Genomic DNA, 19,648 nt, shown 5'->3' with positions numbered 1-19,648 from the left:
CCTTTTTCAATCCGGAATCAGAAAAATATGTTATTTATTTAGAACATATTTTTCCGATTTGCCAGATTACAATCACAATAAATAAATCAACAACTAAATCTAATTACCTAATCTTATAACTAAACCCTCAAACAATGTTATTTAACCTTTTCTATCTTGACATCATCAAGCAGGAAGCATCCACCATTACCTGAACCCGGAACAGCTGTGAAACGATATACAAAACCATTTTCCTGCAATTTGAATTTAACTGTTGTAAGATTGTAATTCTTACGGTCTTTCTTGACCTCAGCAGTGGCAATTTCTTCCAGTTTCTTTGAATCCGGATTATAGTACTCAATCCTGAAGTTAGGTTTGTCACCCCAACTGTATTTGGTATAAGCTGAAATCTGATATTCTGCTCCAGTTTCATAGCTGATGTTTACAGCCTGCCACATACCAACCTTCACCTCAACAGCATAGTTGCCTGAATGTGCCTTTTTCGCATCAACTATTTTGTTATCTTTCTTTTCCCAGACATTCCATGATGTCAAGTCACCTGACTCAAAATCACCGTTCTTAATTTCCTGAGCGTATGCAGAAGTCATCATCATTCCGCAAGCCATCATTGCTAAAATTTCTTTTTTCATTTTTTCTAAGGTTTTTAATTTAAGTATTATGTTGTATCTATTAAAATCACTCTTCTATTGGAACCAACTTATAAGCCCTGACCCAGTCATAATAAGTAGTACTTTTGTCCTTATCCTTCAAGTCCTCAGCTGTAGGTACTTGTTTTTCCCAATCGTATGTTTCAGTAACTATATGTATGAACATAGGTCGGTCAAACGGAGTATCTGTATATTTTGTTGTAGGCTTGATAGTGTACATATACTTTCCGTCATAATAGAATTTCACGGTATTTGCATCCACCCACCAACAACCGTAAGTATGGAAATCTTCTGCCGATGGGTCTGTCATATACGAAACCACATCCGAACGTTTCGCCGTATTGTCAGTACGTTTGCCTCCTTGTTCCTGATACCAATAGTGAGTATTACTGTTCATCTGCATATTCCATGTCTTGTTCCACGGATTATCAGGGTTGACACTTCTTATTATACCCATTGTTTCTATAATATCAAGTTCCTGACTGCTCCATGTCTTTATCTTCTTGCCGCCTTTCATTATTTCCTTCATTACCGGGCGGTTGGAAAGCCAAAAAGTAGACGACATGGTAGTGAGCGAAGCCTTCATCCTTGTTTCATAATACCCATAATGTGCCTGGTTCTTTACAGAAGCAACCGCTCCACCGGCAAGACGATATTTATCGCCCGGCTTTCCATCAAGTCCTTCTGTTGGCGACAAAACGGTATTGATTATACGAAGACAACCTTTCTTGACACTAACATTCTCTGCCTTGAAAGTTGCAGGCGGCCGACCGTTAGTCCAATAAGGACTTTTAGCATGCCATTTAGCGGCATTAAGACGTTTACCATTGAATTCATCAGTATAATCTTCGTTAACTACCCATTTATAACCCTCAGGAGCCTCAGGCAAATTTTTTATATGCTCTTCAGCCAAAGAATATTCCTTATCATTTTTTAATGTATAAGATGACAGGAATAAAGATGCAGCAGATAAATACAATACTGTTTTTCTCATAAACTTTGTCGTTTTAGATTTTTTGTTACACGACAAAAGTATATAAGTTTCATGAAAGCATTAAGGGGGATTTACATCGTAAAAGGTGGGGTAAAATTCTACCACTCCCTGAAACACAATTATTTCACTCATGAAACCATGTGTTTTTACGATATATAAAACCCGACAGAAGAATAATACCGTATTACCGGCTAATTTACATAAGAATAACTTTTCAAACCGCCATATACCCCACTTTACGTCCGTACCCTCAGTCCTCGACTCCGGCAATATGTTTTCCATATCGAGATCTATGGTTTTCTGCCTCGGATTCAACCACTAACTGTCGAGCATGTGGATTGCGTATCTGTCATAGAATCTCTTTCCGAACCATATTATCTCGTCTGTGCTAAGTATGTTGTTCAGACGGATAATCCTTCCGGTATTTTACCACCTACTTCTCTTGCAAATCCTGATCTGATATAACCGGATACTCTCAATTCATTGATTTCCGACTTGTATACAGTCTGCGAAGAGGCATTGAAACTACTGCACAGACTGAACAGCAGCAGGGGAAATAATTTAACCGATTTTAACAGTAGATATTCTGTGTTCATAATATTTCATTTTAATGATTACGTTTCTGACTTTCGTCTGATGCAAAATTATGAGGTATCGGACGGGGTTGTATCTTTCAGTAAAAATCAGTAAAGTCTTGGCAAGGGGTAAAAAACTTAACATCTTGTATATAAATATATTACAAACAAGGTGCAAAGATTTTCAGTAAACGATGGCGAATACAGAACCTATATATTTACACGCCATAAAATGAAGAAAAAGCAGTAGGAAAAAAATGCGGGCAAGTTCCGGATAAAATGTGGGCAAGTTTAAGGTAAAACTTGCCCGCATTTTAGATAGAATGCGACCGCATTTAAAACAAGTAAAAAACGAAGAAAAAAATATGTGTTCTTCACAGAACACATATTTCAAAAATAGGTATAAACACGCTAAACAATGTTAACAAAATCTATTTATAAAAAAAGCTCACATCAATAATATCTGCAACATTTTTACAATACTCCATAAATGAAGAGACCTTGGGATGATTTATACACAGAGCTATCTGTGATGTAGGCGAAAAACGTCCTGTCCCGTCAAGAAACGCTGTAAGCTCAGATGGGAGGAGTATACTGCCAATACCTGGATTTACGTCAGTCAGAACGACTGTATTTACAGCTTCCACCGCTGACACATCAAGATAATCGAGTGCCGGAAGATCTGCGAAGTGCAATTTTCCTATCATATTGCCGCCTTTGCTGCCCTGAAGAGAGACACGCTCCAATGAAGAACAACCGGATATATGGATTTCACTGTCGAATATTGAAGTTTCGGAAACATCATCATTAAGTATAACAGAAGGAACAACTACCAATTGAAGCGAACTGTTATTCTCCACCCTAAGTACTTTCAATGATGATGCGGAACTTAAATCCATTCCCAAAGGTGTATCAATATTAGAGATTGAAAATACTGAAACTCCCGAAGACGGCTTGACATACGACATGGAATAATGCTTGGACTTCACTCCCGAAATGTCTACTTTTCCTCTGAAACCGGGATTTGACAATATATACTCCACACCCTCAAGGTTAGCTGTCTGCGACAGGAAAATGAGGTCGTTCCCTTCGGTTATCCTCTTCGTGACATCAATCTCCAACGATGAGACAAACACCGACGGGAAGTTTCTGTAAAGATATGAACGGAGCAAAGGATCCGGTACTCTTCGGTTTACTGTATATTCAGTGTAATTTCCATCCTCGTCCGACATCACGACAAGACATTTGTCCGTCATGGCTTTATAGAATGCAGGTATGACATCTGTATTCCATTTTGCAAAGTAAGGAAGTTTCAGATTTGTAAGACTTTTACAAAGCACCGTAGTGCCATCGGTTGAAATAAGATTGAGATACGAAGTTATGCCGTCATTGCCGCGTAAAGCTACCGATTTTATTCCTTCGGGCAGGTCAGCAAAGTCGAATATAGAAAAACTGTTACACTCAAGATTGACATCTGCGAGCGAAGGAAAACTCCTCAAACCGCTAATAGATGTAAGTTCGCATCTACTCAAGTCCAAAGAAGTGGTATTGAGAACTTGATTGTCACAAATCAGCTCTCCGTTTTCGCTGAAATTAAATCCTTTCCGGGTCAAGACATCGCGTAACTTTGTATCAAAAGTCACTTCAGACACTTCAAAGTCGGAAATTTCTGTTTCATCCTTACACGAGATTATTGTGAAACAGAGAACTATCAGTACATAAAAGCTAATAAAATTCCTCATAACAATCAGTTTTGTGGTAATAAGACTATATTATCAATCCAAGCCGCGTCGTTCTGTCTTTCGCACACAATGGCACACACTACTTTTTTCACTGTAGAATTAAAATCGAAAGATACGGCTTTATAATTGCCGGGAGAAGAAAATTCCTCTGTATATACCGTTCCTGTAGACATATCCTGTAGCATGACTTTCAACTTACATGCTCCTTCGGTCTTTACATCAGCAGAGAAGCGATAAGTCCTGCCACTCTCCATGTCAACCCTCTGCATGAGTCCTGCATGACCAGATATACAGGCTACATTATTGCCTGCATTGTCAGTCTGTACGCAAACCGTACCATAGTTACCCAATGGCTGCCATGCTGAAAGTCCTTCGCTGAAGGTTCCATTCTGCAAGGTAGAGACAGTATATTTCTCAACCTGCAGTATCATGGACGATACGTGACCTCCTCCGTCGGAAAAGGTGATGTCGACATTATTATCGCCATTCTTCAGCAGCAGTATGTCGAACGGTACTTCTATCATACCGAAAAATATATTGCGGTTGCTCTGGCCGTAGCCTTTCCAGTTGTCGGGAACACTCACAGCGGTACCATTAATCTTTACCACCGGTTTCTTGGAAGCAGAGACAGGACGGCCTATCGACATACGCAAGCTTGCTCTGCCCGAACCGGACTCGATTCCTGTGAAGGGGAACGAAAGGGATGATCCGGCGGAAATCGGTTTCAGATACTCACTGCTGTAATATTTATTGCGGATTATGGAGTTCGTGAATGCTGACGAAGACACATCTGCTACAAGGACTATGGTCTGATTTGGGACAATTGAGATGCTTTCAGGCATGGACGGGACATTCTGTTCCGTATATTCTATACCTGCGTTATAATTGACATATAGAGAACGCTTTGTGACATTCGATACATCCTTCCAGCTATTCTTATTGTTCAGATATACAGTCTGCGGGTTATCATCAAGATTATCAAGGGCGATATAGAGTCTGCCTCCATCCTTGAATGCCTGTACCTGAATATCAGGATTACTGCTGGTTATATCAACACGTTCGCCTTTTACATTCTTCCAGAGTTCGAAGAAATATTTTTTGTCATTAAGCCTCCATGTGGTATTCTTCAGATTCTGAGGATTGTCGGGAATAAACAGTGCCGCACTATATGAAGTATAATTGTTTGCAGCGGTGATATGCCACTCAGCCTTATCTGAGACAAAAGGTATTGAGATAAACAAATTGTCCTGACGTTCCATCAGATTAAACAGAAAATGATTAAACGACGAAACACTCCGCACACTGCTTATGTCATCATAGCTGTCGTCGGGCTTGCTGTTGTCAATACCTCCAAACTCGGAAATGGCAAGAGGCTTGACATGTCCGAACTTAATATAGGAATACGCCTCAACCATATCAAGAACTGCTTCGGAGTTACTTCCTGAACGTTTCGTATCGGTGCCGGTTACATTTATTCCATCATAAAGATGTACAGAGAATCCATCCATATATGCACCTGCACGATCGATGAACATTTTCATGCGGGTGTTCCAGTAATTGAAGTTCCCATCCTCCCAGGCGGGGTAGGCTGCGGCATAGCCTATCACCTTCATCTTTCCGTTAAGACGCGGATTATTGTGTATATGTTTACCTATTGAAGCATAAAAATCGACCATCAGTTCGCGCATAGCCTGTCCCTGAACGGTAAAACCGGCATCATTTGCATGAACGAACGGTTCATTGAGGGGTTCAAAAAACTCAGGTACCAGCTCGCTGTTGGAATAATACTCAGCCGACCATGCACCTGCAGCCTGAACGTCTATGCCGCCCTGTATGTGCTGTACATAGGGATGCTCTGTGGCAATATATCTTTTTACGGAAATATTTCCGCTGTATGGTTTCATCTGAGGATATTTGCCTACCTCATGCGTCTTGTTATACGCATACGAGTATGGTCCCCAGAACTTTCTTCCAAGACCGACCTGATAGTCGGCAAGAAACTTGCCTACATCCTTATCATCATCGGAGGTGGAATGAATATTGAAATATTTAGAACGGTCGAGTTCTGAAACACCGCTCAAAAAGCGACGGGTATTATAGTCGACAACCACCTCGTTCCTTTCCTGACAATAAATACCGGGAGGAACACCTAGGGTAAATGCCGATAACAGAAAAATATATTTATAGCTCATAATTTCTTTCCTTTTAGACACAGAAACTTGTCAGTCCTGATGTGGATACATTATTTTCTCACTTTCTTATCGTAGCGTTCAGTCTGAAGAATCATAGTAGCCACACGGCCTCCATTATCCGGGAATGTTACTGACACCGAATTTTTTCCTTTTCTGATTAACCGGTAGTCGAAAGGTATTTCTATCATACCGAAGAAATCGTCTCTGCCAGTCTGGTCATATCCTCTCCAATTGTCGGGCATGTCGACTTTCTTGCCATTAACCATTATTTCAGGTTTCTTCGACATCTCGTGCTTCCTGCCTATTGACATACGCAGAACAGCTCTTCCTGTACCCGGTTTCAGACCATCGAAATCAAACACAATTGGTTTTCCGGCTTCCACCGGCTGAAGATAAGTGTTGCTATAATATTTAGTACGAACTATTCTGTTTGAATACTTTTTACGGCTGATGTCGGCACACAATATTATTGTCTCATCTTTTATAATGTCAATACTTTGAGGCATAGAGTTCAGCGTCTTTTCATCATAAACTATACCTTTATCGAAAATCATCTTCAAAGAGCGCACTGAAACATTATCTACACCCTTCCAATTCAGTACGTTTTTCAAGTTTACCTTATGTGTATAGTCATCAAGATTGTCGATAGCTATGTAAAGCCTGTCATCGTCCTTAAAAGCTGCCACCTGTATGTCCGGATTGTCGGAAACAATATCTACACGTTCGCCTTTCACATCCTTCCATAACTTGAAGAAATATTTCTTGTCGTTCAGTTTCCATGCGGTATTCTTCAAGTCGTAAGGATTGTTGGCAACAAATAAAGCAGCTCCGTATGGTTCGAAATTATATTGTTTCGTTATATGCCATTCGGCCTTGTCAGAAACAAAGGGTATTGAGATGAGCATCTTGTCTTCGCGTTCAAGAAGATTGAACAGTATATGATTGAACGAAGCGACAGTTCGTACAGAGGCTATCGGATGATATCCTTTGGAAGTGTTGTCTATTCCTCCATATTCGGTTACGGCAAGAGGAAGAACTTTCCCCAAGCGGATGAACGAGTAGTTTTCCATAAGGTCGAGAATAGCTTCGGAATTACTTCCCGAACGGCGGGAACTCTTGCTACTATGTTTATTCCATCGTAAAGATGTACCGACAAGCCATCCATGTACTCCCCGGCACGGTCAATGAACATCTTCATAGTATTATTCCAATGGTCGAAATCGCGCAACTCCATAGCCGGATATGCCGCGGCATATCCAATGATTTTCATTTTTTTCAGACTTGGCTCAGCGTGAATATGCTTTCCTGTCTGTGCATAAAAATCTGCCATGAGCATCCTCATTTCCTGACCATGCATATTGAAACATTTGTCGCGTGCATGGACAAAGGGTTCGTTAATGGGTTCGAAAAATTCAGGAACTGCCCCTTTCACATGCTTGGAATAGTATTCGGCAGCCCATGCACCCGCCTTCACTGGGTCTATGCCCCATTGTATGGTACGCGCGTTGGCATGTTCCGTAGCGACATATCGTTTTGTTTCCTTCAAATCAGTGTAGTTCAAAGGCTTTTCTGAAAAAGGATATTCGCCAACCTTTTTTGTCTTGCCATATGAATAAGAGAACGGTCCCCAGAAAGAGCGGCCGATTCCTACACCGTAATCTGCAAGAAATTTCCTGACATCTGGATCAGAATCTTTAGATGTGTGTATATTGAAATATTTACCTCTGTCAAGTGCCGATACATCATTCAGGTATCTCTGAGTGGCATAATCCACTGTGACAGTAGTGTTATAAGTCTTATTCTCGGAAGATGATAAAGGAAAAACCGAGAAAGACAAACACACAGACAAAGCTGTAAGAATTATGTTATTCATTGTATTATCAAAATTTAAAAGGCAGAGAACACTCCGATAGTTCAATTAAAGTATTCCCTGCCATTAAGATTATCACTTCTGTTTAAACACTAATATCAGAAATCGGCCGGTTTGAGTACATCGTTCAGCACCACTTCATATTCAACTTCTGTTCCGTCGTTTTCAGTAACAGTAAGATGGCCGTAACCGCCACTTGAGTTATTTTCTTTCTTACCTTCAAACATGAACATTCTCTTCTTCGTCACTTCCTGTTCTTCTTTATCGCCTGTTTCAGGATTGATAACTTCTTCCTTTTCAGTATAGACTTCATTGAAAGAGAATGAGAGATATTTTTCTGTATCCGAATTGATTTTCAGCCACTCGGGCAATTCCGAAGGAGCCTCAGACGACTCGGCAAAGAACTCGATCTTATTCATTCTCAAAGTCTGATAGTCATTCTTCCAGGCAATGAGGTCGAACAATTCGCGATAAACAGAAAACTTGGAAACCTCGCCTGTCTTTCCTGTTTCCACATTCTTGAGATAGGTAAGTTCATACACGGGAGTAGAATCAAGTTCTACCTCAGCCCATTTGTCATTATCACATGCTCCGAACAAAACCAAAGCACATAAGAATGTAATTGTCTTATAAATTTTATCTATTAGCTTCATTGTTACTATAATTTATTATGGTCTTACTTCAATATATCCGAAGAATATATCGTCAAAATAAATATTATCCTTAAAGGCATTAAAGCGCATACTGAGCAATATATTGTCCATTTCAGCCTTTGAAGTCACAGTGGTTGTGGCCGACATCCATTTGCTGTCGGAGCCATTCACAATGCCGCACCATGGTTTATTGCTCTGCCATGTCATATCTTCAGCTCCTTCTTTACCTGCCGGAACGAAATACGGACTCATACCCTTACCCTGTTTATACCCCGGTGTATAATATTTGTAGCTGAAAGTATATGTACCTTTACCACCAGTAAATGTCTTGGAGAGTAATGCCCTGCATCGGTCAAATGCTTCGACAAACATACATTTTGCACTGTTGTTTATTCCATCCTTCAGAGGATTGTCCACAACCTGTGAAGGAACTACAGGATGTGTTTTGGTATCGGCATCAATAACTTTCCAGTCGGCATATGTGTCAGGATTTTCAAAATCTTCATCCAGGAACGCACCAAAAGTAGTCGCTACGTTTGGAGCTGTAGCCTTTATCTCAAGGTTCTGATTTCCAACCAACGCTTCAGTTAAAGTTCCTGTAAGGGTCAGTTCATCTGTGTTATAGATTTTCTCAACCAAAGTAAGAATCAGTTCATATCTGCTTTGCTTGTTTACTTCTGCTGCTGTGATGTTTACGCTACCCCTGACAGCTGACGGTCTGTTATACGAGTTGGAGTAAGTAAGCTTTAGAGATGATGGATTTATCTCTTTATATCCAAACTCAGAATTATCCAAATCTATAGCAATGTGTGTTTGGTCAATCTGACGGATGTTATAAGTAATAGGATCATCACTAGGTACTACTGTAATAGCCAAAGGCACAACAAGAGTTTTTGGCGAAGCTTTTGGAGTGTACTTACCTTTACCCTCACTGGCAGAAGTTCTTTCTATTGTCATGGAAAGAAGCAATGGCTTATCGCTGAATTTCTTTGCAGTGAACTGGTATGGAGTGTCAAAACTGGTTAATTCGTCATTTACGCCAGTATCCGCACATTTGAAAGTCCATTTGTTAGGCAATCCGTATGAATCGTCCTTAATATAGACAGACTTACCATATTCAAGTTCGTATTTTTCGTATTCGGGAGCTTCCTCAGTTCCACCGACTATTCCGGTCTTTATTTCCTGTGTACACTCCGGATCACTGTATACCTTTACGGCCGGTACGAGGTTAGGATCATACACGCGGATATGGAAAGTTGTATCCATCACATATACATCACCCTCCTGCTTAGCATAACAATATTTTTTGATATATCCTCCGGTATTGTCGTCATACACCGAATATGGATATACAACCTGTCTGCGGAAAGTATTGCACAAACGTACCGTATGGTCACCGGGTTTAGTGAAATACACATGTATGGTTTTCAAATCGTTGGTATGAGGGATGGATTCATCAATCAGGTTTGTATAGTCTGTCTGTCCCCACTCCATCTTACCATTAAGGAACTTTGTACCATCATCCGACACAACCCACTGATGCGACAACATGCCTTGGGATAAGTCCATTATACTTATATAGTTATTAAGATTCAGCGGAATAGGTGAAACGTTTTCCTGATCTGTACTCACATGCCAGGTACATTCAGCCACGTTATTCAACGGTTCAAACTCATCATCCTTACAAGATGTCAGAACCGAGATTAATGAAAGAGCAATATATAAAAATCTATTTTTCATCGTATTTATTTATTAATATCAGGATTTGATGTAATTTCTATATTTGGAATAGGCCAGTATGCCACTTGCGGACCGTAGTTCAATGATGCTTGGAAATAATCCACAAAAGCGTTTCCTCTCTTTTCTGGCGGCAGCTCATAAAATCTGTACTGCTTTCCAAAGTTGAATGCTGATACCAAAGCATTAGGGTCATCAGGATTAGGCTTAAGATATTTGGTCTGAATCATACAGTACTTATATTCGTCGGATGCCAACTGATCAAACCTTTCCTTAGTTATATTCCAGCGTCTCAAATCAATGACACGTATGGCATGTCCTTCCATACACAGTTCAAGAGGACGTTCCACATACATCAGATGATTCATTACATCACTTGCAGCATATTCCTTCTCATCGTATGTATATCTCTTGAATTCTCCCTGTTCCGATTTTCCGATAAGCACAACTCCAGCACGGTGACGTACCTTGTTGATGGCATTGATAGCTGACTGAACATTTCCATCGCTTGCACCGCCTTTAATCAGACATTCTGCATACATCAGATATATATCTGCCAAACGGATAAGACGATAGTTTATTCCTGAGGCCATAGCAGGCTTAAATTCAGTTTCACTCTTACGTGTATCCCAATTTGATAATTTTCTGAAATACGCTGAAGAGCCACGGTTGAATTTTGATACCTGTTGTGGGAGAGACTGATAATATATCAGACTTTCATCGCCGTTTATTGCAAGAGAGGCAGATGCACGCATGGAATAGCTTCTGAGGCGATATGCCTGACCGTCTTCCCATTTAAATTCCGGAACTATGTCATCGTAGCCGGTAATCTTATTGTATAAAACTTTATTATCTCCGACAGTTGAGACGAGTCGTTCGCGTACTCCAACATATTTTCCTGCTGTTGCATCCCACGTATAAACGTACGTTCTGTTATATACGACACCCTGACGGTCCACCTGCGAGCTGAAAGTTGTTCCCAACTGGTCGTATATAATATCCCTATGTTCAGGATCACCATAATTGTCGGACTGCATTTTTATCCAGTTACGTTCATCAAGTCTGTCCACCGGCTCTGTTTCGAATGCTTCAACAAGCCAAAAAGCAGGAACAGTGTTAAGCCAGGCATCGCCCAAGCCATTTACATTCATTCCCCATATATTATATAAGGTAGACTCCGACCATGTACCGAATTCTGTATTATACTGTGTAGAATAGGAAACCTCGAGAATAGATTCCGAATTGAATTCATTGGCAGCAGTAAAATTATCGACTATGTCATCAACCAAAGCAAAACCTCCATTATCAATAATATCCTTAAAATATTCGGCAGTTTTATTATACTCTTTATCATAAAGGTAGCTTTTGCCTAATATTGCCTTTACAGCCCAAGAGGTGATACGTCCCAAATCGGTTTTCTCCCATTTGTCATTCAAGCCAAGGTCAAGAGCTTTCTGTAAATCTTCTCTGTAATATTTCTTGATTTCATCACTTGGTGTAACCTTTTTATAGTAATCTTCTTCTACCTCTGCAATTTCATTAATATAAGGAACATTACCATTATTGAATGAATTATTGAGATAAAAATAAAACAAGCCACGCAAAGAATATGCCTGTGCCTCAATCTGAGCAAGCTTGGTTATTTGAGGTTCATCTGTAACATTTGGACGGATTTTCTCTATACTGGCCAGAACCTGATTCGCACGGAACACACCAGTATACAGTGCAGACCATTTACCACGGACTGTTCCGTATGAATCATTAAAGGTTTGCTTATAGGCTTCGTTATCAAACTGCTTTCTGTCCTTATTACCTTCAACTGCTATATCACTTCTACGGTTCTCATCGAGCGGATGATAAATATTGGTATTTTTCAAAGCATTATATACAGCAGCCAGTCCTTTCTCGCAGTCGCCTATTGTTTTATAAAAATTCTGTGTTGTCAGCTGATGTATGTTTTCCTGCGTAAGGAAATCGTCGCATGAAACCAATGTCATGCCCGACATCAACAGACTGAATACTATTGTTTTATATCTGAAGTTCATATATTTATATTATTAAAAGTTAGAAATTAATCTGGAATCCGCCACGCATCTGGATACTTATAGGATATGTTCCATAGTCCAAACCACGACGTGACAATCCATTACTACCGACCTCAGGGTCGTATCCGTCGTATTTTGTCAGTGTAAGAAGATTATCGGCTGCAACGTATAAACGGAACTTGCCCAATCCAAGCTTTGATACCCAACTCTTGGGGAATGAATATCCTAACATAATATTTTTAAGTCTGACAAATGAACCGTCCTCAATCCACATATCAGTATGAGCACGATAGTTGTTATGACCCTCTGTACGATAAGAAGGAATGGTAGAGGTATAGTTGGTAGGGGTCCACATGTATATCAGTTCCTTATTGGTTCTTCTTTGATATGTATATATCTTCGTACCGTTTATTATTTCATTTCCAACTGAAGCATACCAGTTCATAGAGAAATCGAAGCCTCTATAGTCGGCCGAGAAGTTCAAACCAAGTTCATAATCCGGCATACCACTACCGGCATAAACACGGTCGTCATCATTAAGAACACCATCATTATTGGTATCGATATACATAAGGTCACCCATACGGGCACTTGACTGTAATTTCTGATATTCTGCAAGCTTCTGTTCAGTATTGATTACCCCTGCGGTTGGCATAACAAAGAAAGCACCGGCTTCATATCCTTTCTTGATTGCAGTTACATAATCACTTCCTGATGAAACAGGTTTACCGTCGGGGAAGAAATATAACTCATTTTTTCCTGCCATAGACACAATCTCATTCACGTTTTTGGTAAATGTACCAGTCAAGCTGTAATTAACACCACGTATTTTGTTGCGGTGAGTAAGTGAAAACTCAACACCACGGTTTTCCATATCTCCGGCATTCAATGTAACAGTTGAACTCTGGCCCCCTCCATTTGACGGTGGCACGACCATCGGGAAAAGCATATTCTTCTTGTTACTCTTGTACAAATCAAGACCTAAGATAAGCTTGTTATTATATAAAGCCATGTCGATACCGGCATTAAGCTGCTGGGTTGTTTCCCATTTCACATTCGGATTGGCAAATCCCAATTGGGTAAAACCATTTGCAAGAATTTCGGAAGTTCCGGTACCAAAAGTATAGTCGTAGTTTTTGTATATAGCTGGTGCGTATGAATAATCAGGGAAGTTCTGATTACCGGTAGTACCATAGCTGAATCTTAATTTTAACGAATTTACTAGCCACCTGAATCTGTCGAAGAATGATTCCTCAGAAATATTCCATCCTACAGACAATGACGGGAACAATCCCCAACGATTTTCTTCGGAGAACTTAGATGAACCGTCGCGCCTGATACTGGCACTTGCCATGTATTTGTCTGCATAGCTATATTGTAGACGACCCAACATACCAACCATTGTACTGATACGGTCCTGTCCCCACTGGCCACTGCCTGTACCCACAGTCATATCGGATGTTCCCGCATTTAGGTTCGGAATCTCGTTAGTAACCAAATCCATTATACTGGCATAGAACATCTCGTATGTATATTTCTCCATACTGAAAACTCCGGTAAATTTAATATCATGCTTTTTTATCTTCTTATTATAATTTACCATTGTTTCCCAAGTGAGACTGGTATTCTTTGAATGAGTATCTTTTAATTGCGAACGGTAATTAGAGCTGGTTACCTTTTCGCCTTTCTGATTATATACCTCAAACTCAGGTCGAATTGAGACAGCTTTCTGATTGTTATATCCAAAGCCCAAACGTGTGGAAACATTCAGTCCGGGAATTACATTATAAGCAAGATAAAAATTACCGTTAAATGATTCTGTGTCCTTATGATTTTCCTCTTTCAATCTTCCCAATGTATAACTTACGCCCTGTAAATCTGCAGGATCGCCAGCTGCATTTACTATACTTGCCTGTGGATAAATCTGAGAACGAGTAGGCGAGTAGTCATAACATTCGTTCAATAACCCCCAAGCCGGAGATAACTGGTTTTCTATCTTCATAGCGATGTTAGTGTTGATAGTCCATTTTCCGCGCTGAAAATGTGTATTCGAACGAATATTATATCTTTTGTAATCGGAATTTATCAACACACCTTTCTGGTCGAAATAGTTCGCGGTAAGGTTATATGTCAAATCTTTCTTGCCGCCATTCGCAGTAACAGAATAATTCTGTATTGGCGCGTTATTATTGACTACATATTCATATAAACTAGAGTTGTTGAAGAAATTCACAGGATATGTTTTCAGATTAGACCAGGCCAGGTCGTCTGTATTCTGGTTTCCTTCCATCATTCTGTTAGACATCACTTTTACAAATATACTCTCGTTGGCATCAAGCAAATGAATATTCGAAGTAATGTGCTGTACACCATAATACCCGTCGACAGCTATCTTCATTTCTCCTTCCTTACCCTTCTTTGTGGTAATAAGGATAACACCGGAAGCACCGCGAGTACCATAAATGGCAGCCGAAGCAGCATCCTTAAGAATATCTATACTTGCTATTTCGCTACTACTCAATCCCGGGTCGCCCTCGAACGGGACACCATCGACAACATATAAAGGAGAACTGTCGCCTGAGATAGAACTTAAACCACGAATCTGGATGTTGGATTTGGCTCCAGGCTCACCAGAACTTGCCTGAACGTTAACTCCGGCAACCATACCCTGAAGAGCTGTACCCAAGTCGGAAGTACTGATCTTAGTAATCTCATCTGAGTTTACACGTGCCACTGCACCTGTCACCTCTTTTTTACGCATTGAGCCATAACCTACAACAACCACTTCATCCAACACTTTTGTGTCTTCCTGAAGCTTGATATTATAAATCTGACCATTCTTGATTGCAGCTTTTACAGTTTTATACCCAACAAAACTGAACACTAAGTTACCTTTAGTCGGTACCCCTTGAAGAACGAAATTACCATCCATATCAGTAATAGTTCCAAGAGAAGTACCTTCAACTTGAACAGCTGCGCCTATAACTTCAAGGTTATTGGCAGCATCAATCACCTTTCCTTTAACTGTTATCTTCTGTGAATACATAGACAATGTATAGAAGATAAGCATCACGAACAACATGTACCTGCCATGGTACCATTTTTTCTGATTTCTCATTTGTAAAAATTTTAATTTAGCAATAGGTTATGAAATTCCTTTTATAACTGACGCTAAATTATTTATTTATAATGGTACAAAAGGGGAGAATTATATATTTAAAAAGGGGGTAAAATTTTACCCCCACTTATATTAAGAATCCAAATCGGTCTGTATACTCTGTTCTTTGTACTGTTGCGGCAATACACCGAATTCTTTCTTGAAACATTCTCTGAAATACTTCAAATCATTGAACCCTACATCGTATGTCACCTCTGATACAGAATACCGTCCTGTCTTCAACAGTTCTGCCGCTCTCTTCATTCTTATTGAACGTACAAAAGCATTGGCTGTTACTCCCATAAGTGCTTTCAGCTTCTTGTTCAGAACCAAGGCCGTCACGCCAAGACCTTTACATATATCCTCTATCTGGAACGAAGAGTCTGTAATGTTGTCCTCTATTATCTTTACAAGTTTCTCAAGGAACTTATCGTCAGTAGATGTAGTGCTTACCTCGGAAATCTTTATTGCCGGAACTTTCTTGTGTTGAAGAATCCGCTTCCTGTTGGTTATAATGGAATTAAGCAGCTCTTTCATTATCTTGTTGTCGAAAGGTTTAGGGCAATAAGCATCTGCATGGAATTTATATCCGATGAAATAATCCTGCAATGTAGTCTTGGCTGAAAGCAATACTACAGGAATATGAGATGTCCTTACATCCTGCTTGATTCTCTCACACAGTTCCAGACCATTCATGCCCGGCATCATTATATCGGATAAAACAAGATCCGGTTGCAAATCTGGAATCATGTTCCATGCCATCTCCCCATCATGGGCTATCATTATCTTATACTTATCCGACAACAGTAATGACAACATATTACATATATCCTTATTGTCATCAACAATCAATATAGCCGGAGATTCTCCGTCCACTTCTATGTCTATCATCTCTTCATGCTCGCACGATTCACTTCTTAACACATCAGCAAACTTTTCATCCTCCCCACTGTTGGCAGAGATATTCTCCGTAACCATGTCCCCCTCAGTTATCATAGGAATTACAACATGGAAAACAGTGCCTTTACCTTCCTCTGATACAAACGTAATATTTCCATTATGTATCTCTACAAGCCGCTTGGTCAGAAACAGACCTATACCGGTACCTCCTTCAGCAGAGTTTTTATTCTGACTGTAGAAACGCTCGAAGAGGTGTGTTTTCAGGTTGTCGGATATTCCGTTTCCCGAGTCTGCCACAGAGATGTTTATTTTGTTATCCTGTTCATTGACAGTAAACGATACAAATCCTCCGGCAGGAGTATGCTTAATGGCATTCGATACGAGATTATAGATTATCTGTTCCATAAGATGAGGGTCGAACAGAAAGCTTATATCACTGCGTGAGACAGAATATTCCAGCCCTACACCTTTCTGTTTTGCCCAATACGTGAACTGCTGAAATACTTCTTTTGAGAAAGACGAGAAGTTGCCATATTTGAGATTCAGACTAAGCATTCCTTTCTCGCTCTTTGAGAAGTTCATCAGCTGGTTGACAAGACTTAACAGGAACTTACTGTTATGCTCCATTGTCTGCAGCATGCCGGCAAGATACTTGTCGGACGAATACTTGCCCGATTCAATAATCATACTAAGTGGAGAATGAATAAGTGTGAGTGGTGTCCTCAATTCATGCGATATGTTGGTAAAAAATGTAGTCTCCTTTTCAAGAAGTTCTTCAGTCTTGCGTTTTTCCATGTTTGCTATATATAGAGCATTTCTGCGCTGCACCCGTGAGGTATAATACACCTTGAACCGGTATAAAGACAAGACAAGCAATATAAAATAGAGTGTATAGGCATACCATGTACGCCAGAAAGGAGGGTTAATAATGACAGGTATGGAAAGTTCATTCAAACTGTAGACTCCATCGCTATTCCTGACCCTCAGTCTGAACATATATTCGCCTGAAGGAAGCTTTGTGTAGAAAGCCTCACGATGAAAAGCGGAGGTGGAAATCCATGAATCATCTACGCCTTCGAGCATATATTCGTAACCAACCTTATAAGGACTTCTGTAATCCAGGGAGCTGAACTGGAATGAGAAAGTGTTTAAATTATAAGGCAATTCAATGTGCTCTGTAAAACTTACACTTTTGTCGAAATAAGCTGAATATGTGGAATCTGCCTCAACGCTGTGATTGAAGATTTTAAAATCAACGAGTGTAGGACTACCGTTGAAATCTATCACATCAAAGTCGTCAGGTCTGAAGACGTTAATTCCGTTTACGCCACCGAATATCATTGTTCCATTCGTCATTACTCCAGCAGAAAGTTCCATAAATTCATAATCCTGAAGACCATCGAAAATATCATAAGATCTTATTCTCTGTGTGTTGATATTCAACGAATTAATTCCTTTATTGGTAGAAATCCATAATGTTCCATCCGTGCCATTAACAATTGATTTTATTGTATTGCTGCTCAACCCGTCTGCAGAGCTAAAATTTTCAACGCAGGCATTATGGTTTTCATCCAAATCCACGATTTTCCTTAACCCGCGTCCAAGTGTTCCATACCAGATATTATGATTCAAGTCTTCACATACAGGCACTATATAGTCGAGTTCATCAAGTCCCTTGACTGAGTTCAAAACAGGATTATCTATATACAAATCTGCAGATTCCAATACTTTAAGACCGAAGCTGGAAGCTACCCATATATTACCCTTATGATCTTTAACGATGTTTCTTACTATCTTAAGTTCTTTATTGTCAGATGTTTTGATTTCCTTCATCACACCTGTGGACAAATCATATCTAAAAAGACCTTTATTATATGTGCCAATCCACAAATATTTTCCATCGGCAAGCATTGCGCGCACATTTCTCAAGCCTGAGATCTTTTTATAATCATTATCAGAAGTGAAACTGTAAATACCATCGTACATCAGAGACACATACATGCAGTCGGTGTAGTTTGAGTATGCTGTTGAGTATACTATCCTGTTTGCCGTGAAAGGAATAAGTCTGGCATTACCGGTAATGGAATTAAAATGATATAGCCCTGAGCCTTCTGTGCCTAAATATATATCGGATTTGGCAAATGTATAAACGGACGATATATGGTCATTTCCTATTCCTCTGAATAAATCTATAGGTTTATTATTTTCGCGTATACTCATAAAGCCACTCTTGAAAAATCCTATCCAAAGAATATCGTTTTTATCAAGAACTACAGTTTGCGGATAGCTGTAAGAATATGTAGCAATAACCTGTGGTTTTGACTCGATGGCATGCAATACATCAAAAGTCAACACATTCACAGTGCTTGTAGTGGCATAAAATAATCTTTTGTTTTTATATACCATTTTTCGTATATCGCAGTTTTCCAACAGGGTACTTACCTTGCAGGTATGCTTGTCGTATAAACATAATTGATGATTTTCCAGATTTGAGTACAATATTTGAGAAGATGAGATGACTATGGCTGAAGCTATAGGGCATCCCAATAGTTTGTTAAGCAGTAATTCATCTCCATCGACGTTACATTCGTACAGGCCGTCTTCGGAGGAGAGCATTATCGTATTATCTATTTCTATGATGTCGGAAATGTATGGTAATTTTAATGTTGATCTTAAGACAGTATTTATTTTGCCATTTTGAAAATCATAATTTACAAGGTATATACTCTCATCAGAGGAATGAAACCAGACTCTGTCTTTAGAGTCGACAAGAATCTTATCGCAAGTGAAATTTTTATCAATACCGCTGTGACCAAGATTTAATGAAACGAATTCGTTCTTTACAGAATTGAACAGGAACACTCCTCTATCGGCTGTACCTATCCACAGATTTCCATGTGAATCTTCGTCAATACATACTATCAGATTACTGTTAAAACCGTTTGACTGATATCCGTAAACCTTAAATTCATATCCGTCAAACCTGTTCAGTCCGTCGTTCGTGGCCAACCATATAAAGCCTTTAGAGTATTCTATGCTAATATCCTAATCTCTTATTCCGTTTAACAATAAATTAACTTCTCGTTCTTTTTCCTTTCTATAACTTCTCGTTCTTCATAATATTTGTATGTATTTT

Annotated in this window: 12 protein-coding genes; all 12 read right to left on the bottom strand. The window is 39.6% G+C overall.

All coding sequences use genetic code 11. The annotated features are described in order from the left end of the window. Window positions 1–137 precede the first annotated feature (137 nt). A complete protein-coding gene (locus DXA05_RS17075; RefSeq protein ID WP_007560950.1) occupies window positions 138–629 on the bottom strand; it encodes a carbohydrate binding domain-containing protein in 492 nt (163 codons plus the stop codon). A gap of 46 nt (window positions 630–675) precedes the next feature. After that, window positions 676–1,641, bottom strand: a complete 966-nt coding sequence (locus DXA05_RS17070) for a family 16 glycosylhydrolase (RefSeq protein ID WP_007560951.1) — start codon at window positions 1,639–1,641, stop codon at window positions 676–678. A gap of 401 nt (window positions 1,642–2,042) precedes the next feature. Next, window positions 2,043–2,237 (bottom strand): hypothetical protein, encoded by a 195-nt coding sequence (locus DXA05_RS17065; RefSeq protein ID WP_007560953.1) that lies wholly within the window; start codon window positions 2,235–2,237, stop codon window positions 2,043–2,045. 410 nt (window positions 2,238–2,647) lie between these two features. Continuing rightward, window positions 2,648–3,958: a hypothetical protein gene (locus tag DXA05_RS17060; protein WP_007560957.1), complete on the bottom strand. Its 1,311-nt coding sequence runs from the start codon at window positions 3,956–3,958 to the stop codon at window positions 2,648–2,650. 5 nt (window positions 3,959–3,963) lie between these two features. Then, window positions 3,964–6,150: a carbohydrate binding domain-containing protein gene (locus DXA05_RS17055; protein WP_117713917.1), complete on the bottom strand. Its 2,187-nt coding sequence runs from the start codon at window positions 6,148–6,150 to the stop codon at window positions 3,964–3,966. A 50-nt stretch (window positions 6,151–6,200) separates the two neighbouring features. Next, a complete protein-coding gene (locus tag DXA05_RS27795) occupies window positions 6,201–7,220 on the bottom strand; it encodes a hypothetical protein (protein WP_284515591.1) in 1,020 nt (339 codons plus the stop codon). Next, window positions 7,169–8,023: a hypothetical protein gene (locus DXA05_RS27790; RefSeq protein WP_284515590.1), complete on the bottom strand. Its 855-nt coding sequence runs from the start codon at window positions 8,021–8,023 to the stop codon at window positions 7,169–7,171. Before DXA05_RS27790 ends, DXA05_RS27795 begins: the two co-directional genes overlap by 52 nt. Before the next feature lie 95 nt (window positions 8,024–8,118). Continuing rightward, entirely contained in the window at window positions 8,119–8,673 is a 555-nt protein-coding gene (locus tag DXA05_RS17045; protein ID WP_007560964.1) for a hypothetical protein, read from the bottom strand. A gap of 15 nt (window positions 8,674–8,688) precedes the next feature. Further along, window positions 8,689–10,413: a hypothetical protein gene (locus DXA05_RS17040; protein WP_128859412.1), complete on the bottom strand. Its 1,725-nt coding sequence runs from the start codon at window positions 10,411–10,413 to the stop codon at window positions 8,689–8,691. A gap of 5 nt (window positions 10,414–10,418) precedes the next feature. Next, window positions 10,419–12,455: a RagB/SusD family nutrient uptake outer membrane protein gene (locus DXA05_RS17035; RefSeq protein WP_128859411.1), complete on the bottom strand. Its 2,037-nt coding sequence runs from the start codon at window positions 12,453–12,455 to the stop codon at window positions 10,419–10,421. A 19-nt stretch (window positions 12,456–12,474) separates the two neighbouring features. Continuing rightward, window positions 12,475–15,573, bottom strand: coding sequence for a TonB-dependent receptor (locus DXA05_RS17030; protein ID WP_007560970.1), 3,099 nt, complete (start codon window positions 15,571–15,573; stop codon window positions 12,475–12,477). A 132-nt stretch (window positions 15,574–15,705) separates the two neighbouring features. After that, window positions 15,706–19,521: an ATP-binding protein gene (locus DXA05_RS17025; protein ID WP_128859410.1), complete on the bottom strand. Its 3,816-nt coding sequence runs from the start codon at window positions 19,519–19,521 to the stop codon at window positions 15,706–15,708. Window positions 19,522–19,648 lie beyond the last annotated feature (127 nt).

This window comes from Bacteroides sp. AM54-2NS, from assembly GCF_003602935.1.
GTDB classification, from domain to species: domain Bacteria; phylum Bacteroidota; class Bacteroidia; order Bacteroidales; family Bacteroidaceae; genus Bacteroides; species Bacteroides xylanisolvens.
The sequence above is the reverse complement of the archived record's forward strand: the minus strand, read 5'-3'. Positions and strand labels throughout refer to the sequence as shown.